Below are 25,655 nucleotides of genomic sequence, written 5' to 3'. Positions count from 1 at the left end.
TGCCCGGCGGTCCTCCGGGGCGGCGCATGGCCCCGCCGGCGCCCGCTCCCGGCAGCCTGACCCAGCGCGGCAGCCGTGGCGAGCGGCCCGAGCTGCCGGGCGGCCAGCTCCAGCTCCAGCCGCCGCCTCAGCTCCAGCCGAGCGAGGGCGCGGCGGGCGTGGCGATGAACGCCATCCCGATGCTCGGCAGCCTCGGCTCGATCGTCTTGGTCGCGGGCCTCGGCGGCTCCGGCAGCAACTCCGCGCTGCGGTTCATCGCGGCCGGCATGTTCCTGTTCGCGACCCTCGGCTTCATCGTGGTCCAGATCGACCGGCAGCGGAAGCAGCGCCAGCAGCAGGTCACCGGCTCGCGCACCGAGTACCTCCGCTATCTCGCGACCGTCCGCAAGGTCGCCCGCGACGCCGCCGACCAGCAGCGCCGGGCGCTGACCTGGATGCACCCCGCGCCGACCGCGCTGCCCTCCCTGGCCGAGGACCGCACCCGGGTGTGGGAGCGCTCGTCGGCCGATCCCGCCTTCCTGCAGGTGCGCTACGGCGTGTGCGCGCAGCCGCTCGCCCTCGAGCTGCTGCCGCCGGAGGCCGCGCCGATCGACGAGGTCGACCCGGCGTCCGCGTCCGCGCTGCACCGCCTGCTCGTCGTCCACCGCCTGCAGCCCGACCTGCCGGCGTCGATCGACCTGCGGGCCTTCGACCGGATCGAGGTCTGCGGCGACGAGGAGGAGGCGCGCGCGCTCGCCCGGGCCCTGCTGTGCTCCTCGGCCGCCTTCCAGTCGCCCGAGAACCTCCAGGTCGCGGTCCTCGCCACCGAGGCCACCCTGGCCCACTGGGACTGGGTGAAGTGGCTGCCCCACGCCCACAGCCAGCACCACAACGACGCGGTCGGCCCGGCCCGGATGGTGACCACCTCGCTCAGCGACCTGGCCACCATGCTGCCGCCCGACCTGACCGAGCGCCCCCGGTTCGGCGCCGACGAGCGGCCCGCGATCCCCCACATCATCGTGGTCACCGACGGCGCCGAGCTGCCGCCCGGCAACCACCTGATCCCCTCCGACGGCCTCCACGGCGTGACCGTCATCGACCTCCCCGCCCGCTGGGGCGAGCTCGACAGCCCGACGGCGCTGCGCCTCGAGATCGAGCCGCACGCCGGGGCGGACGCCGACACGGTGCCGATCGTCGCCGTACGCCTGCGCACCGAGCCGGTGCGGGCCAAGGGCGACCAGTGCGGCGCCGCGACCGCCGAGGCGCTGGCCCGGCGGCTCACGCCGCTGTTCACGCCGAGCGCCGGCGCGGCCGTCGGCGAGGAGGCGGCCGACCTGACCGCCCCGACCGACTTCATGGACCTGCTCGGCCTCGGCGACGTGCACCGCTTCGACCCCGGCACCGCCTGGCGGCCGAGGCCGGCGCGCGACCGACTGCGGGTCCCGATCGGCGTCGGCGACGGCGCCGGGCCGGTCCACCTCGACATCAAGGAGTCCGCCCAGCAGGGCATGGGCCCCCACGGCCTGGTGATCGGCGCGACCGGCTCCGGCAAGTCGGAGTTCCTGCGCACCCTCGTGCTCGGTCTCGCGATGACCCACTCCCCCGAGCAGCTCAACATGGTGCTGGTCGACTTCAAGGGTGGCGCGACCTTCGCCGGCATGGCCGAGATGCCCCACGTGTCGGCGGTGATCACCAACCTGGCCCAGGAGCTCACCCTCGTCGACCGCATGCAGGACGCCCTGTCGGGCGAGATGGTGCGCCGTCAGGAGCTGCTCCGCGAGGCCGGCAACTTCGCGTCAATCCGCGACTACGAGAAGGCCCGTACGTCGGGCGACCCCGCCACCGCCCACCTCGCGCCCCTCCCGTCGCTGTTCCTCGTCGTCGACGAGTTCTCCGAGATGCTGTCGGCCAAGCCGGAGTTCATCGACCTCTTCGTCGCGATCGGCCGCCTCGGCCGCTCGCTCGGGCTGCACCTGCTGCTCGCCTCCCAGCGCCTCGAGGAGGGCCGGCTGCGCGGCCTCGAGTCGCACCTGTCGTACCGGATCGGCCTGCGCACCTTCAGCGCCCAGGAGTCCCGCGCGGTGCTCGGTGTCCCTGACGCCTACGAGCTGCCGGCGGTCCCCGGGCTCGGCTACCTCAAGCCGGACCCGACCACGATGACCCGGTTCAAGGCCGCCTACGTGTCGGGGCCGCCGGAGACCAGCCGGCGCCGGGTGGTGCGCGACAGCGGCGGCAAGGTGCGCGGCATCCTGCCGTTCACCATCTCGGAGGTGCAGACCTTCGACGAGCCGGAGCGCGAGGAGGCCGCCGACGCGGCACCGGCCGTCGTACCGGAGGGCAGTGCGTCGCTGCTCGACGTCGCCGTCTCGCGGATGGACGGTCGCGGGCCGGCGGCGCACCAGGTGTGGCTGCCGCCGCTCGACCGGCCCGACACGCTCGACCAGCTGATGCCCGACCTGGCGCCCCACCCCGAGCTCGGCCTGGTGTCGCCGCACTGGCGCGGCATCGGCAACCTGACCGTGCCCCTCGGCACCGTCGACCGCCCGCGCGAGCAGCGCCGCGACACCCTCACGATCAGCCTGAGCGGCGCGGCCGGGCACGTCGCGGTGGTCGGTGGACCGCGCAGCGGCAAGAGCACGGTGCTGCGCACCATCGTGACCAGCCTGTCGCTGACCACGACCCCGCTGGAGTCGCAGTTCTACGTGCTCGACTTCGGCGGCGGCACCTTCGCCCCGATGACCGCGCTCCCCCACGTCGCGGGCGTCGGCACCCGCTCCGAGCCCGAGGTCGTACGCCGGATCGTCGCCGAGGTCAAGGGCATCGTCGACCGCCGGGAGCGCTACTTCCGCAGCCAGGGCATCGACTCGATCGAGACCTACCGCAGCCGCCGCGGCCAGGGCCGGGCCGACGACGGGTACGGCGACGTCTTCCTGGTCATCGACGGCTGGGGCACGCTGCGCTCCGACTTCGACGACCTCGAGCTGGAGATCCAGCAGCTCGCCGGGCGCGGCCTCACCTTCGGCCTCCACATCGTCACCGGCGCGACCCGCTGGCCCGACTTCCGGGCCGCGATGCGCGACCTGATCGGCACCCGCCTCGAGCTGCGCCTCGGCGACCCGATCGACTCCGAGATCGACCGCAAGGTGGCGGCCCTGGTCCCCGGCAACCGCCCCGGACGCGGCCTGGTGCCGGGCAAGCTGCACTTCCTCGGCGCGCTGCCCCGCATCGACGCCGACGACGCCGTCGAGACCCTCGGCGACGGCGTGGAAGCGATGATCAACGCCGTCGCGACCGCGTGGCGCGGACCGGCCGGGCCGAAGCTGCGGCTGCTGCCCGACAAGATCACCCTCGACGAGGTCCGGGCCCAGGCCGGCACCCCGCCCCAGCGCCAGGTGCTGCTCGCCATCAACGAGAAGGAGCTGGCCCCCGTGGGGTTGGATGTCGACGCCGAGCCCCACCTGCTGCTGTTCGGCGACGGCAAGTCCGGCAAGACCAACCTGCTGCGCACGTACTGCCAGGAGATCATGCGCACCCGCACCCCTGCCGAGGCGCAGATCCTGCTCGTCGACTACCGCCGCTCGCTGCTCGGCGAGGTGCCCGAGGAGTACCTGCTCAACTACCTCACCTCCGCGACCCAGGCCCAGCCGGCGCTCAACGACCTGGCGACGTACCTGCAGAACCGGATCCCGGGACCCGACGTGACCCCCGAGCAGCTGCGCAACCGCTCCTGGTGGAAGGGCGCCGAGGTGTTCGTCGTGGTCGACGACTACGACCTGGTCGCCACCCAGCAGAGCTCGCCCGTCGCCCTGCTCCAGCCGCTGATGGCCCAGGCCCGCGACGTAGGCCTCCACATCGCCGTCGCCCGGCGCTCGGGTGGCGCGTCGCGGGCGCTCTACGAGCCGGTGATCCAGTCCATGCGCGACCTGGCGATGCCCGGCATCCTGCTCGCCGGCAGCCGCGACGAGGGTGCGCTCATCGGCAACCTGCGGCCCGGGCCGGCGCAGGCGGGTCGCGGCAAGATGCTCACGCGGGATCGTGGGGCCGAGGTGGTTCAGCTGGCGTGGACGGATCCGTCGTTGTGACGGTCGGGGTGTGCAGGAATCGCCGGTCGACCGGCGAAACTGTCACTTGTCGGGCGTTGCAACGCCCGACAAGTGCAGGAAGAACCCGACAAGTGCAGGAATAACCGGTCAACCGGCGATTCCTGCACCCGCAGCCCCCGACTCATCCGCAACCCCCCGCACCGGAGCCGCGATCACCGCCGCGACAGCAGTGGTGACGGGTACGGCGAGGACCAGGCCGATCGAGGTGACCAGGGTCCGGATGACCTCCTCCGCGAGCTGCTCGGTGGAGATCAGCTCGAGCAGCGGGCGGTCGTAGACGCGCAGCAGCATGAGCAGGATCAGCGCGGTGCCGACGTAGGCGAAGACGATGGTGTAGATCGTCGAGGCGATGTGGTCGCGGCCGATCCGCATGGCGCTGGTGAAGACCTCGGTCCGGGAGGCGCCGGGGGTGGCGGCGCGCAGCTCCCAGACGGCGGAGGCCTGGGTGATGGTGACGTCGTTGAGGACGCCGAGGCCGGCGATGACGAGGGCGCAGCCGAGCAGGGCCTGGAAGTCGAGGGCGCCGAAGCTGGCGAGGATGGCGCCGCCCTCGTCGCTGATGCCGGTCAGCCGGGCGTCGCCGATCGCGAGCACGCCGATCCCCGCGGTGAGCATGATGCCGAGCAGGGTGCCGGCGAGCGCGGTGCTGGTGCGCAGCGAGAAGCCGTGGGTGGTGTAGAGGACGACGAACATGATCGCCGAGGCGCTGGTCAGTGCGACGCCGACGCCGGGGGCGCCGTCGAGCAGCGCGGGCAGCATCCACCACCACACGACCGCGCCGCCGAAGGCCAGCCCGACCAGGCCGAACAGGCCGCGCAGCCGCGCGACGGCGAGCACCACGGCGACGAAGAGGACGGTGAGCCAGATCAGGGTGCCGTAGCGCTCGGTGGCGAAGTAGGAGTACGACACGTCCTGACCGGTCTCCTGGGCGGGGTTGCGCAGCAGCTCGACGTGGTCGCCCTTGGCGATGCCGGAGTCGATCACCTCGGGCGGTACGTCGACCCGGACCTTGTCGCCGGCGCCCTCCTCGCCCTCGACGACCCGGACGCTCAGCGAGCTGCACCCGGAGCCGTCGGGCAGCCCGTTGCCGGGGCAGCGTGGGGACACCGAGAGCACCTCGGCCGAGGGGAAGGTGACGCCGGGGGCGGCGAACTGTGCGGCGGCACCGCCCTCCTCGGCGCTGCGTGCGGCGGCGTCCGAGGGCGGCCACCAGACGAGGAGGCCGGCGAGGGTGCCGATCAGCGCGAGGGCGAGGACGGCGAGCAGGACGGTGCGGGCCGTCGTACCGATCCGGACGGGGGCGAGGTCGTCGCCATGACCATGACCGCCATGACCGTGCCCATGTCCGTGCCCGTGGCCGCGCGGGGCCTTCTCTCGGCGGTGGCTGCTCACCCGCTCACCCTGCCACGACCACCCCGGATATGAGAATCGTTGTCAACTAGACTGGCGGGGTGAGCACCGCCGTTCCCGTGACCGCCCTGACCGGTCATCTCGGCGCCGGGAAGACCACGCTCCTCAACCGCCTGCTGCGCCGGCCGGGCGCGCGGATCGGCGTGATCGTCAACGACTTCGGGGAGATCAACGTCGACGCCGGACTGGTGACCGGGCAGGTCGACGAGCCGGTGTCGATCGCGGGCGGCTGCCTGTGCTGCATCGAGGACGTGTCCGGCCTCGACGACGCCCTCGAGAGGCTCACCCATCCGCGGCTGGGGCTCGACGCCGTCGTGGTCGAGGCGAGCGGACTGGCCGAGCCGGGTGCGCTGGCGCAGCTGATCCGCCACAGTCGGGCGCCGCGGGTGCGCCCGGGCGGGGTGGTCGACGTCGTGGACGCCGTGGAGTACTTCGCCACCCTCGACGACGGCGGGATGCCGCCGGCGCGCTTCTCGGTGGCGACCCTGGTCGTGCTCAACAAGGCCGACCTGCTGCCGGACGACGAGCGCGAGCGGACGCTGGCGGCGATCGAGGCGCGGGTGCGCGAGGTGAACCCCGACGCGCACGTCGTGCGCACCTCCCGCGGCCGGATCGACCCCGCGCTGATCCACGACGTCGCGCTGGCCGAGGACCCGCCCGACCAGCTCCCGATCGCCTCGCTGCTGCGCGCCGAGCGGGCCGCCGCCGACGCCCACGGACCCGACCACGGACCGCACGCCGCGTCGGCCTCCGTCCGGGTCGACGGCACCGTCGCGCCCGGCGCGGTCGCCGAGCTGCTGCTCGACCCGCCCGCCGGGGCCTACCGGATCAAGGGCACGGTCGCGGTCGAGACCGCCCGCGGTCGCCGCGGGTACGTCGTGCACGTGGTCGGCGGCCAGGTCCACGTCGCCGCGCTCCGTCCCGCCCCCGAGCGCGGCGAGCTGGTCGCGATCGGGCTGGACCTGGACGCCGCTGCCGCCCGGGCCCGGCTGGAGGCGGCGCTGACGCCGTCGACCGGCCCGGACCCGGCGGGACTGCGCCACCTGGAGCGGCTGCGCCGGCTCACCAGCTCGACTTCGTGACCCCCGGCAGCTCTCCTCGGTGGGCCAGCTCGCGGAACCGGATCCGGGACAGACCGGCCTTGCGCAGGTAGCCACGCGGCCGGCCGTCGACCTGGTCGCGATTGCGCAGCCGCACCGGCGACGCGTCACGCGGCAGCCGGGCCAGCTCGCGCACCGCCGCGGCCAGCTCGACCGAGCCCGGCTCGGCGCGCCGGACCCGCTCCTTGAGCGCGGCCCGCCGCCCGGCGTACCTCGCCACGGTCACGCGGCGCCGCGCGTCGGCGGCGATCTTGGCCCGCGACGCCATCAGCGCTCCTCGCGGAACTCGACGTGGCGGCGCAGCACGGGGTCGTACTTGCGCAGCCGGATCCGGTCGGGGTCGTTGCGGCGGTTCTTGCGGGTGACATAGGTGTAACCGGTGCCGCCCGTCGAGCGCAGCTTCACGATCGGTCGCACGTCGGATGCCCTCTTCGCCATGTCAGTACCTCTCTCCTCGGGCGCGGAGGTCGGCCACGACGGCCTCGATCCCCCGCTGGTCGATGGTCTTGATGCCGCGGGCGGAGACCCGCAGCGTGACGTGCCGCCCCAGCGACGGCACCCAGTACCGCTTGCGCTGGATGTTGACGTCGAAGCGCCGCCGGGTGCGGCGGTGCGAGTGCGACACGTGGTTGCCGAAGCCCGGCCGGGCGCCGGTGACCTGACACACCTGTGACATCGCTTCCCTCCTGTCGTATGATTGAGAACGATTCTCATTCTAACTCAAGGAGCAAGCGATGAAGCAGGGCATCCACCCGGCCTACGGACCCGTCGTCTTCCGCGACCGCGCGACCGGCGACCTGGTGCTCACCCGGTCGACGCTCGCCGGCGGCGCGACAGGACCGGACGGCCGGACGGTCGAGGTCGACGGGAGGTCCTACCCGGTCGTCGACGTCGACGTGAGCGTGCACAGTCACCCGTTCTGGACCGGCCAGGGCCGGGTGCTCGACGCCGAGGGACGGGTCGAGGCCTTCGAGCGGCGCTACGGCCGGCGGGACCGGCGGGACGGCGCGCGATGAGGGTGCCGCTCGTCCTGCTCGCCGGCGTCGACCCCGAGGCGATGGCGACGGCGATGGTGGGCCTGCAGTTCAGCCTGCCCGAGGCCGTCGCGGTGCGCCACGAGATCGACCCGGAGCGAGGCCTGCTGACCCGCACGGTGAGCGACCTGAGCGGGATCGTGGAGACCCACGAGACCCTGCTGGAGCACGCCTGCGTCACCTGCGCGATCCGCGAGGACATCCTGCCGACCCTGGAGCGGCTCGCCCGCGACGGCCGGTGGCACAGCATCGTGGCCCACCTTCCCGTCGGAGCCGAGGCCGGCCACCTGTGCGCCGCGCTCACCTGGGACACCCGGCTGGCCCGCTTCCTGCGGGTCGCCACGGTCGTCACCGCGCTCAGCGGCCGCCACCCGGTGCGTGACCTGGTCGGCGACGACCTGCTCGCCGACCGCGGCCTGCACTGCGCGCCCGACGACCGCCGAGGCGTCGGCGAGGTGCTCGCGGCGATGGTGGAGTACGCCGACGCCCTGGTCCTCGACGGCGACGCCGACCCGGTCGCGCGGAGTCTGGTCGCCGCCCTCGCCCGGCCCGGCGTGGCGCTGCTCGACGGTGCCCACGGCCTGGACGGCGGACAGCTGCTGGGCGGCCTGCACCAGCGGGCACACCGCGACGGCTGGACCAGCCCCACCCGATCCGACCCGCTGCCCGAGCTTCGCGCGGAGGGCGTGTGGCGGGTGGACCTGCGCTCGCCGCGCCCGTTCCACCCCGAGCGGCTGCTGGAGTCGCTGGAGCTCCTCGGCGGCGGCGCGCACCGCTCGCGCGGCTGCTTCTGGCTGCCGACCCGGCCCGGGCGGGCCGTGGAGTGGGACGGCGCGGGCGGCCAGCTCAGCATCGGCGACCACGCCGGCTGGGGTCGTCGTACGCCGTTCACCCGGATCGTGCTGACCGGTGTCGGCGTCGCGCCCGCCCACCTGCGCGACGCGTTCGCCGACCTGCTGGTCGCGGACGGCGAGCGCGGCTCCTGGTCGGCGAGCGAGGACGGCTTCGAGCCGTGGCTGGGCCCGATCCGGGAGGTGGCGTGATGGCCGTGCCGAAGCGGCGCACCTCCCGCAGCCGCACCCGGCACCGCCGGGCGCAGTGGCGGGCGAGCACACCGGACCTGGTGCCGGTGACCATCGACGGGCGCACCCACCGGGTGCCGCGACGACTGATCGGCGCCGTCCTGGACGGGCTGGTCGATCCGGAGACGGGACGGGGGACGAGGCGATGAAGGTGCGGAACTCGATCCGGTCGCTCAAGCGCCAGCCGGGCGCCCAGGTGGTGCGCCGGCGCGGGCGGATCTACGTGATCAACAAGCAGAACCCGCGGATGAAGGGCCGCCAGGGCTGATCGGTCCTCGGGTACCGGCGATCGGCACCCGAGACCGATGGGTGGGCCGCGGGGCGTGCCTAGCGTCGGGAGCATGATCCGCCGTCCCGTCGCCGCCGTCCTGCTGGCCTGCTACTCCGTCCTCGTCGCCCGGCTCACCCTCGCCGACCCGTCGGCCGGGCGCTGGGCCTTCGACCTGGGCTGGCACGCGGCCGACGTCGCCAGCGACGGCCGGCTGAGCTGGGACCAGACCGAGGCCTTGGCGAACGTCGCCCTGTTCGTGCCGGCCGGCTTCCTGCTCGCCGTCGTCCTCGGACGGCCACTGCTCGCCGCCGCACTGACCGTGCTCGCGTCGGCCTGCATCGAGCTGGCGCAGCAGCAGTTCCTCCCCAGCCGGGTGCCGACGCTCACCGACGTGGCGCACAACGGGCTCGGCGGGCTGGTCGGCGCGGTGCTCGCGGCGCCACTGAGCCGGGTCGGGACGAGCGCCGCCCGGGCAAACTAGAACGCGTTATCGTTTCGCCATGAGCGCGATCAGCCCCGTCCAGCAGGAGTACGACGTCGTCGTGGTCGGGTCGGGCGGTGGCGCCCTGACCGGGGCCGCCCTCGCCGCCGCGGCCGGGCTGAGCACGCTGGTGCTCGAGCGGACCCCGCTGATCGGAGGCACGTCGGCGTACTCCGGCGGCGCGTGCTGGCTGCCCGGCTCCGAGGTGCAGCAGCGCGCCGGGCTCCCGGACTCGACCGAGGGCGCCCGCGCGTACCTCGGCGCGATCCTCGAGTCGCCCGACCAGGAGCGGGTCGAGGCGCTGCTCACCCAGGCTCCGCGCCTGGTCGCCCAGCTCGAGGCGGACCCGCTCATGGAGTTCGAGTGGATCCCGTTCGCGGAGTACTACGACGCGCCCGGCCGGGTGCCGATGGGCCGCTCGATCCAGCCGACGAGCATCCGGCGCGACGAGCTCGACCCCGCCGTGGCGGCGCTGGTGCGGCCGCCGGTCGAGCGGGACCGCGCGGGCCGGCCGGGCCGCGCCACGCTGTCCGGCGGGCAGGCGCTGATCGCGCGGCTGGCCGCGATGACGGTGCGCGACGGCGGCACCATCGCGACCGGGCACCAGGTCACCGGCTTCGGGCGGGACGCGGCCGGCCGCGCCACGACGGTGCGCTTCACCGGGCCGGACGGCGCCGGCGAGGTGCGCGCCCGGCGCGGCATCCTGATCGCGGCCGGCGGCTTCGAGGGCAGCCCGGAGCGGCGTACCGCCCACGGCACGCCGGGCGACGCCGCCTGGACGATGGCGCCGCGCGGCACCAACACCGGAGAGGTGATCGACGCGGCCGCCGAGATCGGCGCCGCCACCGACTGGTCGGGCGAGGGCTGGTTCTGCCCGGGCCTGCAGCAGCCCGACGGCAGCGGCGCCTTCACGCTCGGCTTCCGCGGCGGCGTGATGGTCGACGCGACGGCACGGCGCTACGCCAACGAGTGCCTGCCCTACGACAGGTTCGGCCGGGCGATGGCGGCCGCCGCCGACCGGACGCCGTCCTGGCTGGTCTTCGACTCCCGCGAGGACGGCCGGCTGCCCGCGATCGCGATGCCCGAGGGCGAGCGCGCGGAGCACCTCGCCGCCGGCACCTGGGTGGAGGCAGACACCATCGAGGAGCTCGCCGTCGCGGTGGGCCTCGACCCCGTCGCGCTGGTCGCGACCGTCGAGCGCTACAACGCCTTCGCGGCCGCGGGCAGGGACGAGGACTTCGGCCGCGGCGAGGACGAGTACGACACCTTCTTCGCCGGCGGCGGCGGCCCCTCCGCCGCGCTCGCCCCCGTCGACAAGGCGCCGTTCACCGCCGCCCGGTTCGTGCTGTCCGACCTCGGCACCAAGGGCGGCCTGGTCACCGACGCGAGCGCGCGGGTGCTCGACGTCGAGGGCCGCCCGATCCCCGGCCTCTACGCCGCGAGCAACTCCACCGCCTCGGTGTTCGGCTCGGCGTACCCGGGTCCGGGGGCGCCGCTCGGCGCCGCGATGACCTTCGCCTCGCTCGCCGTGGCGGATCTGCGCGGCCGGCCGCTGTAGCCGACGGCGGCCTCAGCCGTCGGCGAGCCGGCCGAGGACCGTGGTCGCGAACCGGCCGAGGCTGCGGACCTGGTCGCCGTCGAGCCCGTCGAAGAACAGCTCGCGCACGAGCGCGACATGGCCCGGCGCGGCGGCGGAGATCGCGGCCAGGCCCGCCTCGGTGAGGTCGACGAAGGCGCCGCGCCGGTCGTCGGCGCAGTGCCGGCGCTCGACCAGGCCGCGGGCCTCCATCCGCGACACCTGCTTGGAGACCCGGCTCTTCTCCCACTGGAGGCGCTCGCCGAGCTCGTACATCCGCAGCGAGTGCTCGGGGACGTCGTCGTCGGTGAGCGCGACGAGGATCTCGTAGTCGGAGATCGAGAGCCCGCTCGCAGCCTGCAGCTCGCGGTTGAGGCGCGCGAACAGCCGGTTGTTGAGGTCGAGCCAGGCCCGCCAGGCCTGGGTCTCCTCGTCGTCGAGCCATCGTGTCGTCGTACTCATCGGTGTCATTCTAGCCAAGAATGTTGACATATCCACGACCTTGGAGGAGAGTAGTTGACATGGCAACCATCGACCTCGACGCGATCACCAAGGACCGCGAGCGGATCAAGCGGGAGTACCTCGCCCCCGAGGGCGAGCGCCCCGAGAGCAGCGCCCGCGGCATCCACCACGCCGCCCTGCTGTCCTCCGACGTCCGGCGCACCATCGACTTCTACCAGGGACTGCTGGAGTTCCCCCTGACCGAGATCTTCGAGAACCGCGACTACGCCGGCTCCGACCACTTCTTCTTCGACGTCGGCGCCCGCAACCTGCTGGCGTTCTTCACCCTCCCGGGCCTCGACCTCGGGCCGTACGCCGAGGTGCTGGGCGGGCACCACCACCTCGCCATCTCGGTGACCCGGGAGAAGTGGGACTACCTGCGCGCCAAGCTCGACGACGCGGGCGTGGCCTACCACCTGGAGTCGAAGGTCTCGCTCTACTTCCCCGGCCCCGACGGCGAGCGGCTCGAGCTGCTGGCCGACCCGCTCGGGGAGATGTACGGCACCAAGGTGCTGTGACGGAGTCCACACGTCCCACCGCTCGGCCCGATTGCCCCTCCCCCGTTCCGGGGGCCTAGCATCAAGCGGCTTTTGTCGACAGTTCATAGGGGAAGCGTTGAGCACCACCGAAGACAAGTTCACTCGCTGGAAGCACCACGAAGAGCTCGCCGAGGCGATGATCCCGATCGTCGGCAAGCTGCACCGCGAGAAGGACGTCACGATCCTGCTCCACAGCCGCTCGCTGGTGAACAAGTCGGTCATCGACATCCTCAAGACCCACCGCTACGCCCGCCAGATCGACGGCGTCGAGCTGTCGGTGCGCGACACCTTCCCCTTCCTCGAGGCGATCGCCGGGCTCGACCTGGGCGCCGCGAAGGTCGACCTCGCGCTGCTCATCCGCGCCTACCGGGCCGCCGACGGCAGCCAGTCGGTCGCCGACTTCACCGCCGCCGCGCTGGCCGAGGCCACCGGTGACAACAAGCTCCCCGCGCCGTCGCCGCAGGACGTGGTCCTCTACGGCTTCGGCCGGATCGGCCGCCTCGTCGCGCGCCTGCTGGTCGAGAAGTCCGGCTCCGGCAACGGCCTGCGGCTGCGCGCCGTCGTGGTCCGCAAGGGCAAGGGCGACGACCTGAAGAAGCGCGCCTCGCTGCTGCGCCGCGACTCGATCCACGGCGCCTTCAACGGCTCGATCACGGTCGACGAGGAGAAGCACCAGATCATCGCCAACGGCAACGTGATCCAGGTGATCTACTCGAACTCCCCCGAGGAGATCGACTACACCGAGTACGGCATCGAGGACGCCATCCTCATCGACAACACCGGCATCTGGCGCGACCGCGAGGGCCTCTCGGGCCACCTGCGCCCCGGCATCGCCAAGGTGCTGCTCACCGCGCCGGGCAAGGGCGACGTGCCCAACATCGTCCACGGCGTCAACCACCTCGACGTCGACCTCGACGAGAAGGTGCTCTCCTGCGCGTCGTGCACGACGAACGCGATCGTCCCGCCGCTCAAGGCGATGGAGGACGAGTTCGGCATCGTCCGTGGCCACGTCGAGACGGTGCACTCGTTCACCAACGACCAGAACCTGCTCGACAACTACCACAAGGCCGACCGTCGCGGCCGCTCCGCGCCGCTCAACCTGGTCATCACCGAGACCGGCGCGGCGTCGGCCGTCGCCAAGGTGCTCCCCGACCTCAAGGCCCGGATCACCGGCAACTCGATCCGGGTCCCCACCCCGGACGTGTCGATCGCGATCCTCAGCCTGCAGCTCGAGCGCGAGACCACCCGCGAGGAGGTCAACGAGCACCTCCGCAACGCCTCCCTGGTCGGCCCGCTGGCCCGCAACCTCGACTACACGACCGCCTCCGACGCCGTGTCCACCGACTTCATCGGCGCCCGCGCGGCCTCGATCGTCGACGGCGGTGCCTCGATCGTCGACGGCGACTCGGCGATCCTCTACGTCTGGTACGACAACGAGTTCGGCTACTCCTGCCAGGTGCTGCGCACCGTGCAGTACATCTGCGGCGTGGAGTACACCACGCTGCCGCGCGTCTGACCGACGCCCGACGCACGCCCGTGTGCGCCGGTTCCGGCCCCTTGAACGGGGCGCGGGACCGGCGCACACTGCAATTGAGGGGGTTCCCCCAACGGAGGTGCGACCATGTCCGAGAGCCCGACCCTCGGCGCCGACGTCCTCGCCGACACCGTGACCCAGACCCACGCCGTGCTCCACGCCCGGATGCGCAGCGCCGAGGCCTCCCGCCCCACCCGCGAGCGACCACGTGCCGCGCTCAGCGCGGCCGACCCCTTCCTCGCCAGCACCAGCCGGCACGTCGCCGCCGCGAACGCGGTGCTCGCCCCGGCCGCACGGCGCCGGCTCGACCGGGGCCAGCACCGCGCCCGTGAGCTCGCCCTGCAGAGCAGGCGCCTGGAGGTCGCGCTGGCGCAGGTGAAGGCCAAGCTCTACGGCTCCACGTTCGTCGTACGACGGCCCTGGGCCGGCATCTGGGAGGAGGTCGAGCGCGAGCTGGCCGCCACCCGCGCCCTCGAGCTCCGGCTGGTCGACGACCTGGCCGCCGCCAGCTCGCCCGAGGAGTGCGGCCGGCTGGCCGAGCGGCTCTACCGCACCGAGCGCCGGGTCCCCACCCGCCCGCACCCCTATCTGCCCCACCACGGCCTGTCCGGCCGCCTGGCGCGCCGGGTCGCGCTCCAGGTCGACCGGTTCTGGGACACCGCCGAGGGCCGGATGGTGCCCGAGCCGGTGCGTCCCCGTCGCGGCCGCGACGGGCGGATCGCGCAGTACCTGCTGGCCGACCCGCACATCACCGGCTGACCGGCCGGACCGACCGATCGGGCTGATCGGTCCCGCCGATCAGCGTCGGCGTTACATCGAACCGGGTGAGGATCGCCACGCGCCAAAGGTGACGTCGGCCACAGCGCTTGCTCCTGCAAGCAGGGTGCACTGGACCACGCCCTCCCCGACCCGGGGAGGCCGCCACGTCGCGCCGAGGCCCGCGCTCGACGGTGGGCGACATCGAGAACGATGAGGTAAGCGCGGGCACGGGAGACCCAAGCAGTACGCCGGACACTCTCCGGCTCGGGGCGAAGGGACAGCTGTCCCGGGGCACCAGCAGCCCAAGCCCGACAGGTCATCTCTCGCAGGCGCCGCTGCGGAGTTCCCCCTGATGTCCACCATCGCCTCGCGCGCTGCCGCGCGCCTGCTCGTCGTACCCGTCCTCGCGTCGGCGAGCCTGCTCTCCCCGTCCCCGGCCGCGCACGCCGACGACGACACCGGCTCGTCGCTCGTGCTCCCCGCCGAGATCGCCAAGGACGAGGCCGCCGAGCACCCCCACCACGCCACCGACGGTGACAAGACCAAGGAGCAGGCCGAGGAGAAGGCCCAGAAGCGCGTCGACAAGGTGATGAGCACCGTCCGCTCCCGGGCCGGCAAGCCGTACTCCTACGGCGCCGCCGGGCCGAACGCCTTCGACTGCTCCGGGCTCGTGCAGTGGGTCTACCGGCACGTCGGCAAGAACCTGCCCCGCACCTCCGGCGCCCAGGCCGGCGCCACCCAGCGGGTGCGCAACCCGCGGGTCGGCGACCTGGTGTTCTTCACCAGCGGCGGCCGGGTCTACCACGTCGGCATCTACGCCGGGAACCACACGCTGTGGCACGCCTCGCGGCCCGGCGTACCGGTCCGCAGGGACCGGATCTGGACCAGCTCGGTCTTCTACGGCCACGTGCGCTGACCCCACGCCACGACCGCCGGTGCTCCGTATGAGGGAGCACCGGCGGTCGAGCGCGTGGGAGGCTGGGCCCGTGACCGTGTACGTCGACGACATGCAGCTCTCCGCCGTGGTCGGCCCGGTCGACGGGGTCTGGTCCCACCTGCTCTCCGACCTGCCCGGCGAGGCCGGCAGTCGCGAGCTGCTGGCGTTCGCCGACCGGCTCGGCATCGAGGCGCGCTGGATCCAGAGCCCGGGCACCGCGCGGGAGCACTTCGACGTCACCGAGCCGACCCGGCAGCGGGCGCTGGCGCTGGGCGCGGTGCCGATCCGGTACGGCCGCGCGGTCGCGGCGATCACCCGGGCCAAGCGCGACGCCGGTTAGACCCTTTACCGAGCGCGCGTCGCCGGAGTAGCGTGCGAGTGCCCGGCCGAGAGGGGGCGGATCGGCCCGGCTGACCGCTGCTCCCGGAAGGCCCCCTCGTGACGCTCTCGCTCCCCCGTCCCCTTGCCCGCGCGCTCGGCGGCGCGCTCCTCGCCGCCGGCGCCCTCGTCCTCCCGGCGGCCGGCCCGCCGCCCGCGGCCGGCATCGGCGCCTGCGCCCGTCCCGCCCCCGTCGGGTTCGGTCCGACCGGCGCCGTCCAGTCCTGGGTGGTGCCGGCCGGCGTGCATCAGGTGAGCCTGTACGTCGTGGGCGCGCCGGGCGGCGGCTCCTCCACGCCCGGCGGCCGGGGCGGCTTCCTCGCCGTGCCCGGCGTCCCGGTGACGCCGGGCAGCACCCTGCAGGTGCTGGTCGGCGGCGCCGGCGGGAACGGCGTCCCGGGCCAGACCGGTGGCGGCGGAGGCGGCGGGTCGTTCGTGGTGACCGGCCCGACGGCGGCCGGCGTGCTCGCCGTGGCCGGTGGTGGCGGCGGGTCCGGGACCTCGACCGGTGGCCTCGACGCCAGCCTGACCGGCACCGGCGGCAACGGCGCCCCGGCGGGCGTCGGCGGCTCCGGCGCCGGCATCGACACCCCGTCCGGCGGCGGGACCGTCGGCGGCTCCAGCCTGGTCAGCCACGTCGCCCGCGGCGCGGGCGACGGCACCGAGGGCGGCGGCGGGGGCGGCGGCGTGGTCCTCGACGGCGGGAACGCCGGCCAGGGCGGCGCGGGCGGCTGGGCCCTCGGCAACGGGGGCACCGGCGGCACCGGCCAGGTCGTGACCGGCACCGGTGGCACCGGCGGCACCGGTGGCAACGGCGGCTTCGGCGGCGGCGGAGGTGGCGGGGTCGCCGGTGGCGGAGGGGGCGGCTACGGCGGCGGAGGCGGTGGCGGCGTGCTCGACGGCACCGCCGGCGGGGGCGGCGGAGGCGGCAGCTACAGCAGCGTGCCTCCCGCCCAGGCCGGGGTCGCTCCAGCCGCGGCCGGCGCCCAGGTGGTGATCACCCCGGAGGGCGGCTGCGGCCAGCCGCCGGCTCCCACCTGCCGCGGGAAGGCGGCCACCATCGTCGGCACGCCCGGCGACGACGTGCTCCGCGGTACGCCGGGCCCCGACGTCATCGTCGGCCTCGGCGGCGACGACCGGATCCGCGGCCGCGGTGGCCGGGACCTGATCTGCGGTGGTCCCGGGCGCGACGTGCTCCGCGGCGGACCGGGCAAGGACCGGCTCTACGGCGGTCCCGGCCGCGACCGGGTGGTGCAGTGAGGCTCAGCCTGGAATCACCGAGATCGGTGACTCCAGGCTCAGCGACCGGTGAAGTCCGGCGGCCGGCGCTCGAGGAAGGCCAGCATCGCCTCGTCGAGGTCGTCACTGAGCAGGAACGCCGCATTCCACACCGCGGTGTAGCGCAGCCCGGCCTCGACCCGGGGACCGCGCTCGGCGTCGAGGACGTCCTTGACGCCGCGCAGGACCAGCGGCGAGTTGGCCGCCATCCGGGCCGCGAGCCCGGCGGCCGCCGTACGCGCCTCGTCGGGAGTGGCGTGCACGTGGTTGACCAGACCGATCTCGGCGGCCCGGGCGGCCGGGACGTCGTCGCCGGTGAGGGCGAGCTCGCGCAGGTGGCCGTCGCCGATCACGCCGACCAGGCGCTGGAGGCTGCCGAGGTCGGCGACGATCCCGACCTTCGCCTCGCGCACGCTGAACACCGCGTCGGCCGAGGCGACCCGGACGTCGCAGGCGACGGCGAGGTCGACGCCGCCGCCGATGCACCACCCGGTCACGGCCGCGACGGTCGGCTTGCGGAGGTCGGCGACGGTGTCGAGCGCCGCCTGCCACCGGCGGATCAGCGCCATCAGCTCCTGGCGGGCGCCGGCGTGGGTGGCCTGCCGCAGCGGCGCGAAGGTGCTGGCGGCCGCGGCCAGGTCGAGCCCGTAGGAGAAGTGCTCGCCCGCGCCCGCCAGCACCGCCGCGCGGACCGCGTCGTCGGCGTCCAGCTCGGCGAAGGTCGTGGCGAGCTCGGCGAAGAACGCCTCGTCCATCACGGCCTTGCCGCCCGGACCGGCCAGTCCGACGGTCGCGACCGCGCCGTCGCGGGTGACGGTGAACCGGCGCTCGGTCACGGCGCGACCTCCGTGACGATCTCGGACAGCCGGCGCACCTGGGCGACCTTCTCCTCGTCGGTGGCGGCGAGCGGGTTGAGCAGGAAGGTGCGCACGCCCGCGGCGTGGAACTCGCCGACCTGCCGGCGGATCGCCTCCTCGTCGCCCATCAGGGTGACTGCCTCGACCAGGTCGGCGGGCACGGCGGCCGCGGCCTCCGCCTTCCGTCCCGACAGGTACAGGTCCTGGATCTCCTTGGCCTCCGCCTCGTAGCCGTAGCGGCACGCCAGCTGGTTGTAGAAGTTCTTGTCGCGCGCCCCCATGCCTCCGACGTACAGCGCGAGCTGGTCGCGGATCGCCTGCACCGCCTCCGGGGACGGCTCGCCGAGGTGGAAGGCGATCTGGAGCTGGATGTCGAGCTCGCCGAGGGAGGCGTCGCGCTTCGCGAAGCCCTCCTTCAGCGGCTCGCCCCACGCCAGGTCCACCTTGCCGGGGTGGAAGAACAACGGCTGCCAGCCGTTCGCGAGCTCGGCGACGAGAGCGACGTTCTTGGGGCCGAGGGCGGCGACCGAGATCGGGATCTCGCTGCGCACCGGGTGGTTGATGAGCTTCAGCGGCTTGCCGAGGCCCGAGCCGCCGTTCTCCCTGGTGAGCGGCACGTCGTAGTAGCGGCCGTCGTACTCGACCGGCTCGCGCTTCCAGACCTGGCGGCAGATCTCGATCACCTCGCGGGTGCGGCCCAGCGGGGCGTCGTACTTCACGCCGTGGAAGCCCTCGATCACCTGCGGGCCGCTCGCGCCGAGCCCGAGCGTGAACCGGCCGTCGGAGACGAAGTCCAGGCCCGCGGCGGTCATCGCGGTCAACGACGGGGTGCGGGTGTAGATCTGGAAGATCGCCGACATCAGCTCGAGCCGCTCGGTCTTGGCGGCGATGTAGCCGAGCTGGCTGACCGCGTCGAAGGAGTAGGCCTCCGGCATCGCGACCAGGTCGAGGCCGTTGCGCTCGTACTCCTGGAGCAGCTCCACGGTCTCGGCGAAGCCGCCGGAGTAGTCGATGATCATGCCGAGCCGCATGGGATTCTCCTCAGTACGTGTTCCGGAACATCCGCGTCCGCGCCACCCTACTCACGCCCCGCCCGCGCGCCGCGGCGTGCGGCGCAGGCCGTCAGCCCGCCACGAGCACGATCTTCATCGCCTCGCCCGACGACATGAGCTCGAACGCCCGGTCGTAGTCCCGGAAGGGGATCCGGTGGCTGATCACCGGGTCCAGGCGCAGCCGCCCGCCGACCAGGAAGTTCTCGACCTGGTACCAGGTCTCGAACATGCGGCGGCCGAACACACCGTGGATGGTCGCGCCCTTGAAGACGACATCGTTGAGCAGGTCGAGCTCGACGGGCTGGGTGGGCACGCCGAGCAGCGCCGCGGTCCCTCCGCTGCCCAGCGACCGCAGGCCCTGCCGGATCGCCGTCGGGCTGCCGCTCATCTCCAGCAGTACGTCGGGGCCCGATCCGCGGGTCAGGCGACGTGCCTGCTCGGGCCAGTCGGGGTCGTCGGCTGGCAGGGCGTGGTCGGCTCCCATCTCGAGCGCGAGCTCGAGCCGGCGGGGGCTGAGGTCGGTGGCGATGATGGTCCCCGCGCCGGCGGCCCGGGCGATCGCGATCGAGATCGCGCCGATCACCCCCGCCCCGGTGACCAGCACGCTGCGGCCGGCGACGTCCGCGGTCATCACCGTGTGCATCGCGTTGCCGATCGGGTCGAGGATGGCGGCGACGTCGTCGGACACGGCGTCGTGCACCGGCCAGAGGTTCGCCTCGGGGAGCAGGACGTAGTCGGCGAAGCAGCCGTCGACGCCGGCCCCGAGCACCCGGACGCTCTCGCACACGTGCGCCCGGCCGGTGCGGCAGGGCGGGCAGGAGCCGCAGGCGAGGTGGCCCTCGCCGCTGACCCGCTGCCCCTCGCGCACCCGGGTGACGGCGGGGCCCACCGCGGCGACCCTTCCGACGAACTCGTGCCCGACCGTCGTGCCCAGCGTGACGTGCTCGGCGGTCCAGGGCGCCCACTCGTAGATGCCCTTGTCGGTGCCGCAGACTCCGGCCCGGCTCACCGCGACGAGCACCTCGCCCGCGCCGGGCTCCGGGACGGGTACGTCGTGGGCCACGGTGAAGCCGTGGGTGGGCGTGGTCTTCCTCAAGGCGAACATCGCTCGCGTCAGCTCCTGTCGGTGGGTTCGAGCCGAGCGGCCTCGGCGAAGATGTCGATCGCCGCGTCGAGGTCGTCGGCGGTGTGCGCCGCCGAGATCTGGACGCGGATCCTGGCCGTCCCGCGCGGGACGACTGGGTAGCTGAACGGGGCGACGAACGCCCCGAGGTCCCTGATGACGCGGGCCACCCGTGCGGCGCGCTCGTCGTCGCCGAGCATGACCGGGACGATCGGACCGGGGCTGTCGAGCAGCTCCCACCCCGTCTCCCCCATGCCACGGCGGAAGCGGGCGACGTTCGCCCGCAGCAGCTCCAGGCGGGTCGGGTCGTCGCGCAGCACGCGGATCGCGGCGAGCGCCGCGCCCGCGGACGCGGGCGGCATCGGACTGGTGAAGATGAAGAAGCGGCCGCGGCCGCGCACCTCGTCCACGATCTCGCTCGGTCCCGCGAGGAAGCCCCCGAGTCCGGCGCCGAGCGCCTTGGAGAAGGTGCCGGTGCGGATCGTCGACGGCGCGCCGCCGTGGTGCTCGACCGAGCCGCGTCCGGTGCGGCCGACGACGCCCACGGCGTGCGACTCGTCGACGACCAGGTCGGCGCCGAGGTCCGCGACGAGGGGCTCCAGCTCGTCGAGCCGGGCCACGGAGCCCTCCATGCTGAACACGCCGTCGGTGACGACGAGCGTCCGCGCGCCCGGCTCCAGCTCCGCGCCGACCCGGGCCAGGTCCGCGAGGTCGTCATGGCGGTACACCCGGGTCCGGCCACGCGCCAGCCGAGCGCCGTCGACGATGCTCGCGTGGTTGTACTCGTCGCTGAGGATCGCCGTCTCCGGCGTGTCCGCGAGGGTCTGCAGGGTGGCGCAGTTCGCGGCCGCGCACGAGTTGAACAGCAGCACCGACTCGGCGCCGAGGTAGTCGGCCAGCTCGTCGGCGAGCCCGCGATGCACCCGGGTGAGCGCGATGCTGGGGTTCAGGCCGATGCCGGTGCCGTGGGTGTCGAGAGCGCGGCGGGCGCCGGCCACCACGCGCTCGTCGCCGGCCAGGCCGAGGTAGTCGTTCGACGAGAGCATGATCAGCTCGCGTCCGTCCAGCCCGATCCGGCCCGAGAGGCGGCCGTCGGCGGTCGGCCAGGAGTGCGTCATCCCATCACCCCGCGGCTGCCGTCCCGGTCGACCGGACGCCGCCTGCTGTAGTGCGCCAGGTCGACGGTGTGACCGGTGCGCGGCAGGGTCAGCCGGACCGGGTCGGTGTCGTGGTCCCGGCCGCTCTCGCCGGCGCCGATGATCGCGGCGAGCAGGTCGCCCACGATCGGGGCGTTCTTGAACTGGTTCCCGCTCGTGCCGATGGCGACGTAGTAGCCACCCAGCGAGGTCTTGTCGTAGATCGGGATCCAGTCGTCGGCGACGTCGTAGACCCCGGCGATGCCGCGCGGCGCGTTCGGCACCGCCAGCGTGGGGACCCGGCGGGCCGTGCGGAGCACCTGCGCGTCGAACACGCCCTTGGTCGCGCCGGTCCGATAGTCGTCCGGGTCGTCGAGCCACTGCATCGGATCGCACGCCGGCTCGGTGCCGCCGATGAGCAGCTCGCCGTTCGGGGTGCCCCGGAAGTAGGTGCCGAGGTCGAGGTCGCCGACGAGAGGAACCAGCCGGTCACCGCCGAAGCCCGCGGGGGCGGGCACCTGGTGCACCTCCTGGCGCATCGGCCGGGTGCCGACGGTGAAGTCGTCCAGCGCCCCGGCGAGCGCGTTGACCACCGCGGAGTGCGGGCCGGCCGCGTTGACCACGATCCGGGCCGGGATCGTCACGCCACCCGCGACCTCGACCCCCGTGACGGCTCCGCCGTCGCGCCGGATCGCGGTGACGGACGTGTTGAGCCGCAAGTCCGCGCCGTGGGCGCGCGCGGCGGCCATCAGGTTGTGCGCCGCCAGCGCCGGGTCGTCGACGAACCCGCTGTCGGGCACCCAGTAGCCGCCCAGCTCGCCCTCCGGGTCCTCCCAGAAGCCCGGGTCGCCGACCTGCTTGGGCGGATAGTGGCGGCCGGGGTCGAGCACCGGCAGTCGGGAGCGCAGCGTGGCCGCGTCCCACCGCTCGTACGGCACCCCCACCCGGTCGAACAGGTCGAGGACCCGTCCCGTGTCCTGGTCGGGCGAGTCCAGCACCACCCCGCCCGTCCTGACGAACCGGGCCAGGCCCGCCTCGTCGACCACCCCGAGATGGCGCTCCCAGTCCTCCCACATCGCGAGCGACTCCCACGCGATGGCGACGCCCTCCCAGGTGGAGTAGTTGAACCGGATGTTGGCCGAGGAGGCGCTGGTGGATCCGCTGCCCACGGCACCGGCGCGGTCGAGGACGCAGACGCGGTAGCCGGCGCGAGCGAGCGCATGGGCGATCGAGCAGCCGACGACGCCGGCCCCGATGATGGCAGCGTCGTACGAGGGGTGTTCCATGGGAGAGCCTCCGCTGGTGGAAGAGGGTGCGGCCCGAGCCGCCGAACGATGGGCGCAGAGCCCCGGAAGACCGAGGGCGTGTCCTAGGAGGCGGGGCCCGCCAGGGCCGGGTCCATCCCGTTGTCCTTCAGGACCGTCGCGACGGTGCCGTCGCCGACGAGCGTCTCGATGTCGTCGTCGACCACGCCGATCAGCTCGGTCTCGTCCTTCGGCAGGGCCATCACGACCTCGTTCTGGCTCGTCGAGGCGGCGATGTCGGGGGTGGCCTGGAAGGCCGTCACCGTGAGAGCGGAGTCCTGCGCCGCCCGGTAGCCGGCCTCGGCGCTGGTGAGCACGGCGGCGTCGACCCGGCCGTTCTTGACGTCCGTGAGCAGGCTCGCGGAGTCCTGGTAGAGCTTGACCCGGTCGGCGCCCAGCGCCTTCTGGAAGTCCTCGTTCCACAGGTAGCCCTGGATGACGCCCACGGTCTTGCCCCGGAGCCCGTCGAGCGTGCCGTCGAGCTCGTCCTTCGACAGCAGCGCCATCCCGTCGCGGTACATCGGCGCGCTCAGGCCGAGGGTCTGCGCCCGCTCCTCGGTGTAGTAGATGCCACCCACGACGATGTCGGCCCGGCCGGCCTCGATGCTCGCCAGGCCGGCCGCCGCGGAGACGGACTCGGCCTTGAGCTCGAGGCACTCCAGCTCGGCGATCTTCGCCACGATCGAGCCCTCCACGCCGGCGTAGGTGTCGCCGTCCTTGACCGTGTACGGCGGCGTGACGTAGACGAGCACGCTCAGCTCGCCCTTCGACAGGGTCTTCACCTCCGGGTGGGCGGGCTCGCAGTCCGCCGGCGGGGCCGACGCTCCGGGCTCGTCGGACGAGCCGCAGCCACTGACGGCCGCCGTCGCGAGGACGCCGAGCACGGCCGCGAGGAGGGGGGATCGAACCTTCATTGCACTCTCCGATCTGAGGGGGTGTCCTTCGAGGTGCCGGCCGAGGCCGGCCGTCCCGCCGGCAACGCACCCGAGGCGATGGACGGAGCACGTCGTGGCCATCGGGCCCGCATCAGCGCGACGGCGGCGAGCGAGATGGCGGCGTAGACCAGTCCGGCCAGCAGGAGCGTGGCCGTGAACCGGTAGGTGATCGACGCCTGGCTGTAGGCGCGGCTGAGCAGCTCCGGGACGGAGACGGCGAAGGCGAGCGACGTCCCCTGGTAGAGCAGGATGCAGAAGCCGACCAGCGGCGGGATGACGACCCGGATCGCCTGCGGCAGCACCACCAGGCGCAGCTCCTTGCCGCGACTGAGCCCGAGCGCCTGACACGCCTCGCGATGGCCGACGGGGATCGAGTTGATCCCGGCCCGGAAGATGTCGGCGGTGTAGGCCGCCGTCGTGAACGCGAGCGCGATCGCCGCGCACGCGAAGCTGCTCCAGGTCAGGCTCAGCTGCGGCAGTCCGTAGTAGACGAAGTACAGGACGACGAGCGCCGGCGCGCCGCGCCCGATCTCGACGAGCATGGTCGCGGGCCAGCGGGCCGCCCGCTGGGGGGCCGTCATCGCCAGCGCCAGGCCCAGCCCCACCGGCAGTCCGATGAGCAGGCTGACGCCCGTCAGCTCCAGGGTGACCCCGAGCCCGTCGAGGTAGTCCGGCAGGTAGTCCCGCCACTCACTCAGCATCGACATGGTCAGCTCCCCACCAGCCGGCGCGACAGCACCCGGTCGGCACTCCTGGCCACGATGGCGAAGGGCACGCCGAGCGCGATGTACAGCAGGCCCGCGACGGTGAAGTTGCCGAGCCCGTTCAGGTCCTGCTGGGTCAGCTGCACCGCGTGGAAGGTGATGTCGGTCGCGCCGATCACCGACGCGATGGCGCTGTCCTTGAGCAGCGCGATCGCGAAGGTCGCCATCGGCGGCACGACCACGATCAGGGCCTGCGGCAGGATCACCCGGGCGTAGGCCTGGCCCCGTGGCAGGGCCAGCGCGCGGGTCGCCTCCCACTGTCCGGCGGGGACCGCGTTCAGCCCGGCCCGATAGGCCTCCGACAGGTGCGCGGCGTAGATCAGGCCCAGGCCGATCACCGCGGCCTGGAAGGTCGTCAGCCGGAGCCAGTCGCCGCTGCCGAGGGAGTAGTAGATGAGGAAGAGCCACACGATCGGCGGGACGGCGCGCAGGATCTCCACGACCACGACGGCGGGCAGGCGCAGCCACCAGGCCCCGGACCGGCGCAGCACCGCGAGAGGCAGGCCGAGCACGGCGGCCATGACGAAGGAGGCGAGCGTGATCGCGATCGTCTGGGGAATGCCCGCGGCGAGCTCGCTGAGGAGGGTGTCCACGGCTCAGCGGTTCCTGACCGCGGTGAGGAAGCGCTGGGTGCGCGGGTGCTGGGGATCGCGCATCAGCTTGCCGGCGGCGTTCTCCTCCACGACGCGGCCGTCGGCCATGAACACCACGCGGTCGGCGACGTCCTCGGCGAAGTGCATCTCGTGGGTGACGACGACCATCGTCATCCCCTCCGCGGCGAGCGCGCGCATGGTCGTCAGCACCTCGGCCCCGAGCTCGGGGTCGAGCGCCGAGGTGGGCTCGTCGAAGAGCATCACCTTGGGCTCCATCGCCAGCGCCCGGGCGATCGCGATCCGCTGCTGCTGCCCGCCGGAGCACTTGCCGGGCTTGACGTCGGCGTGGCCCGCGAGACCGACATGCGTCAGCTGCCGCAGGGCCCGCTCCCGCGCCTCCTCCCGCGACAGCCCGAGGGTGTGGACCGGCGCGAGCATGACGTTCTGCAGCGCCGTCAGGTGGGGGAAGAGGTTGAACGACTGGAAGACCATGCCGACCTCACGCCGCAGCGCGTCGAGGGTCCGGCGCGAGCCGCCCACCTCCACGCCCTCGAGCAGGATCCGGCCCCTGCTCGGCGGCTCCAGGAAGTTGATCGCGCGCAGCAGGCTGCTCTTGCCGGCGCCGCTCGGCCCGATCAGCGCGACGACCTCACCGGCCGCCACCTCCAGCGAGACGTCGTGGACGACCTCGTGGTTCCGGTAGGCGACGCACACGCCGTCGAGCGCCAGCAGCGGCTGGGTCGGCGCGCTCATCGCCGACCGCCCTGGTCGTCGTACCACTGCTTCATCTGCCCCTACCTCCACGGCCTGATCGGTCACCAAGTATGGAGACGGGCCCTGCGGCAGAACCATGGACGAACGCCAACTGGTTCGAGCAGTTCTATCGACGAATGTTCACCGGTTGCGCCGACCCGGCAGAAAGTGGTCGC

At 73.5% G+C, this 25,655-nt stretch carries 28 protein-coding genes; 14 read left to right on the top strand and 14 right to left on the bottom strand.

The window, feature by feature from the left end; genetic code table 11:
* Window positions 1-26: 26 nt before the first annotated feature.
* A complete protein-coding gene (eccCa, locus tag JOD66_RS15230; RefSeq protein WP_204837687.1) occupies window positions 27-4,061 on the top strand; it encodes a type VII secretion protein EccCa in 4,035 nt (1,344 codons plus the stop codon).
* A gap of 108 nt (window positions 4,062-4,169) precedes the next feature.
* On the opposite strand, the gene JOD66_RS15225 is transcribed toward eccCa, so the two are convergent.
* Window positions 4,170-5,474 carry a YibE/F family protein gene (locus JOD66_RS15225; protein ID WP_307823547.1) on the bottom strand — a complete coding sequence of 435 codons (1,305 nt, stop codon included), beginning with the start codon at window positions 5,472-5,474 and terminating at the stop codon, window positions 4,170-4,172.
* 59 nt (window positions 5,475-5,533) lie between these two features.
* Here JOD66_RS15225 and JOD66_RS15220 point away from each other — a divergent pair, with 59 nt between their 5' ends.
* Window positions 5,534-6,574, top strand: a complete 1,041-nt coding sequence (locus tag JOD66_RS15220; protein ID WP_307823546.1) for a CobW family GTP-binding protein — start codon at window positions 5,534-5,536, stop codon at window positions 6,572-6,574.
* Here the strand turns inward: JOD66_RS15220 and rpsN are convergent.
* The 3 genes from rpsN to rpmB are packed head-to-tail and all read right to left on the bottom strand — an operon-like array spanning window position 6,555 to window position 7,268.
* Window positions 6,555-6,860: a 30S ribosomal protein S14 gene (gene rpsN / locus JOD66_RS15215; protein ID WP_204837686.1), complete on the bottom strand. Its 306-nt coding sequence runs from the start codon at window positions 6,858-6,860 to the stop codon at window positions 6,555-6,557. The genes JOD66_RS15220 and rpsN overlap by 20 nt on opposite strands.
* The gene (rpmG, locus tag JOD66_RS15210) at window positions 6,860-7,030 is read right to left on the bottom strand and encodes a 50S ribosomal protein L33 (protein WP_204837685.1); all 171 of its coding nucleotides are present in this window, start codon (window positions 7,028-7,030) and stop codon (window positions 6,860-6,862) included. Before rpmG ends, rpsN begins: the two co-directional genes overlap by 1 nt.
* A gap of 1 nt (window position 7,031) precedes the next feature.
* Window positions 7,032-7,268: a 50S ribosomal protein L28 gene (gene rpmB, locus JOD66_RS15205; protein ID WP_204837684.1), complete on the bottom strand. Its 237-nt coding sequence runs from the start codon at window positions 7,266-7,268 to the stop codon at window positions 7,032-7,034.
* Between the two features lie 58 nt (window positions 7,269-7,326).
* On the opposite strand from rpmB, the gene JOD66_RS15200 reads away from it, so the two are divergent.
* The 6 genes from JOD66_RS15200 (at window position 7,327) to JOD66_RS15175 (ending at window position 11,018) form a co-directional block, all read left to right on the top strand.
* On the top strand, window positions 7,327-7,608 hold the full coding sequence (locus tag JOD66_RS15200) for a type B 50S ribosomal protein L31 (protein WP_204837683.1): 282 nt from the start codon (window positions 7,327-7,329) through the stop codon (window positions 7,606-7,608).
* Window positions 7,605-8,669: a GTP-binding protein gene (locus JOD66_RS15195; protein ID WP_204837682.1), complete on the top strand. Its 1,065-nt coding sequence runs from the start codon at window positions 7,605-7,607 to the stop codon at window positions 8,667-8,669. Before JOD66_RS15200 ends, JOD66_RS15195 begins: the two co-directional genes overlap by 4 nt.
* Window positions 8,669-8,857 (top strand): 50S ribosomal protein L32, encoded by a 189-nt coding sequence (gene rpmF / locus JOD66_RS15190; protein WP_204837681.1) that lies wholly within the window; start codon window positions 8,669-8,671, stop codon window positions 8,855-8,857. Before JOD66_RS15195 ends, rpmF begins: the two co-directional genes overlap by 1 nt.
* Window positions 8,854-8,976, top strand: a complete 123-nt coding sequence (gene ykgO, locus JOD66_RS15185) for a type B 50S ribosomal protein L36 (RefSeq protein ID WP_204837680.1) — start codon at window positions 8,854-8,856, stop codon at window positions 8,974-8,976. The genes rpmF and ykgO overlap by 4 nt, the downstream gene beginning before the upstream one ends.
* A gap of 73 nt (window positions 8,977-9,049) precedes the next feature.
* Complete coding sequence (locus JOD66_RS15180; protein WP_204837679.1) at window positions 9,050-9,460, top strand: VanZ family protein; 411 nt, start codon at window positions 9,050-9,052, stop codon at window positions 9,458-9,460.
* Window positions 9,461-9,479: 19 nt separating this feature from the next.
* The gene (locus tag JOD66_RS15175) at window positions 9,480-11,018 is read left to right on the top strand and encodes an FAD-dependent oxidoreductase (protein WP_204837678.1); all 1,539 of its coding nucleotides are present in this window, start codon (window positions 9,480-9,482) and stop codon (window positions 11,016-11,018) included.
* Window positions 11,019-11,030: 12 nt separating this feature from the next.
* On the opposite strand, the gene JOD66_RS15170 is transcribed toward JOD66_RS15175, so the two are convergent.
* Complete coding sequence (locus JOD66_RS15170; protein ID WP_204837677.1) at window positions 11,031-11,498, bottom strand: MarR family winged helix-turn-helix transcriptional regulator; 468 nt, start codon at window positions 11,496-11,498, stop codon at window positions 11,031-11,033.
* 59 nt (window positions 11,499-11,557) lie between these two features.
* Between JOD66_RS15170 and JOD66_RS15165 the strand changes: the two genes are divergently transcribed.
* The 6 genes from JOD66_RS15165 (at window position 11,558) to JOD66_RS15140 (ending at window position 16,944) form a co-directional block, all read left to right on the top strand.
* Window positions 11,558-12,055, top strand: a complete 498-nt coding sequence (locus JOD66_RS15165; RefSeq protein ID WP_204837676.1) for a VOC family protein — start codon at window positions 11,558-11,560, stop codon at window positions 12,053-12,055.
* Between the two features lie 97 nt (window positions 12,056-12,152).
* Entirely contained in the window at window positions 12,153-13,592 is a 1,440-nt protein-coding gene (locus JOD66_RS15160; RefSeq protein WP_204837675.1) for a glyceraldehyde-3-phosphate dehydrogenase, read from the top strand.
* 105 nt (window positions 13,593-13,697) lie between these two features.
* Complete coding sequence (locus tag JOD66_RS15155; RefSeq protein ID WP_204837674.1) at window positions 13,698-14,369, top strand: hypothetical protein; 672 nt, start codon at window positions 13,698-13,700, stop codon at window positions 14,367-14,369.
* 352 nt (window positions 14,370-14,721) lie between these two features.
* Entirely contained in the window at window positions 14,722-15,285 is a 564-nt protein-coding gene (locus JOD66_RS15150) for a C40 family peptidase (RefSeq protein WP_204837673.1), read from the top strand.
* 70 nt (window positions 15,286-15,355) lie between these two features.
* Window positions 15,356-15,646: a DUF4031 domain-containing protein gene (locus tag JOD66_RS15145; RefSeq protein WP_204837672.1), complete on the top strand. Its 291-nt coding sequence runs from the start codon at window positions 15,356-15,358 to the stop codon at window positions 15,644-15,646.
* Window positions 15,647-15,744: 98 nt separating this feature from the next.
* Window positions 15,745-16,944 (top strand): calcium-binding protein, encoded by a 1,200-nt coding sequence (locus JOD66_RS15140; RefSeq protein ID WP_204837671.1) that lies wholly within the window; start codon window positions 15,745-15,747, stop codon window positions 16,942-16,944.
* A 38-nt stretch (window positions 16,945-16,982) separates the two neighbouring features.
* Here JOD66_RS15140 and JOD66_RS15135 read toward each other — a convergent pair whose 3' ends face one another.
* From JOD66_RS15135 to JOD66_RS15095, 9 genes are all read right to left on the bottom strand, one after another.
* Complete coding sequence (locus tag JOD66_RS15135; protein WP_204837670.1) at window positions 16,983-17,798, bottom strand: crotonase/enoyl-CoA hydratase family protein; 816 nt, start codon at window positions 17,796-17,798, stop codon at window positions 16,983-16,985.
* Window positions 17,795-18,850, bottom strand: a complete 1,056-nt coding sequence (locus tag JOD66_RS15130) for an LLM class F420-dependent oxidoreductase (RefSeq protein WP_204837669.1) — start codon at window positions 18,848-18,850, stop codon at window positions 17,795-17,797. Before JOD66_RS15130 ends, JOD66_RS15135 begins: the two co-directional genes overlap by 4 nt.
* Window positions 18,851-18,941: 91 nt before the next feature.
* Complete coding sequence (gene tdh, locus JOD66_RS15125; protein ID WP_204837668.1) at window positions 18,942-19,976, bottom strand: L-threonine 3-dehydrogenase; 1,035 nt, start codon at window positions 19,974-19,976, stop codon at window positions 18,942-18,944.
* Window positions 19,977-19,984: 8 nt separating this feature from the next.
* The gene (locus JOD66_RS15120; protein ID WP_204837667.1) at window positions 19,985-21,112 is read right to left on the bottom strand and encodes an aminotransferase class I/II-fold pyridoxal phosphate-dependent enzyme; all 1,128 of its coding nucleotides are present in this window, start codon (window positions 21,110-21,112) and stop codon (window positions 19,985-19,987) included.
* Window positions 21,109-22,416, bottom strand: coding sequence for an NAD(P)/FAD-dependent oxidoreductase (locus tag JOD66_RS15115; protein WP_204837666.1), 1,308 nt, complete (start codon window positions 22,414-22,416; stop codon window positions 21,109-21,111). The genes JOD66_RS15120 and JOD66_RS15115 overlap by 4 nt, the downstream gene beginning before the upstream one ends.
* A gap of 83 nt (window positions 22,417-22,499) precedes the next feature.
* Complete coding sequence (locus JOD66_RS15110; protein ID WP_204837665.1) at window positions 22,500-23,348, bottom strand: substrate-binding periplasmic protein; 849 nt, start codon at window positions 23,346-23,348, stop codon at window positions 22,500-22,502.
* On the bottom strand, window positions 23,345-24,076 hold the full coding sequence (locus JOD66_RS15105; RefSeq protein WP_204837664.1) for an amino acid ABC transporter permease: 732 nt from the start codon (window positions 24,074-24,076) through the stop codon (window positions 23,345-23,347). Before JOD66_RS15105 ends, JOD66_RS15110 begins: the two co-directional genes overlap by 4 nt.
* 2 nt (window positions 24,077-24,078) lie before the next feature.
* Window positions 24,079-24,726, bottom strand: a complete 648-nt coding sequence (locus tag JOD66_RS15100; protein WP_204837663.1) for an amino acid ABC transporter permease — start codon at window positions 24,724-24,726, stop codon at window positions 24,079-24,081.
* 3 nt (window positions 24,727-24,729) lie between these two features.
* Window positions 24,730-25,479 carry an amino acid ABC transporter ATP-binding protein gene (locus JOD66_RS15095; protein ID WP_204837662.1) on the bottom strand — a complete coding sequence of 250 codons (750 nt, stop codon included), beginning with the start codon at window positions 25,477-25,479 and terminating at the stop codon, window positions 24,730-24,732.
* Window positions 25,480-25,655 lie beyond the last annotated feature (176 nt).

The organism is Nocardioides nitrophenolicus (assembly GCF_016907515.1).
Classification (GTDB): Bacteria; Actinomycetota; Actinomycetes; order Propionibacteriales; family Nocardioidaceae; genus Nocardioides; species Nocardioides nitrophenolicus.
This window is presented reverse-complemented; position numbering and strand designations above follow the sequence as displayed.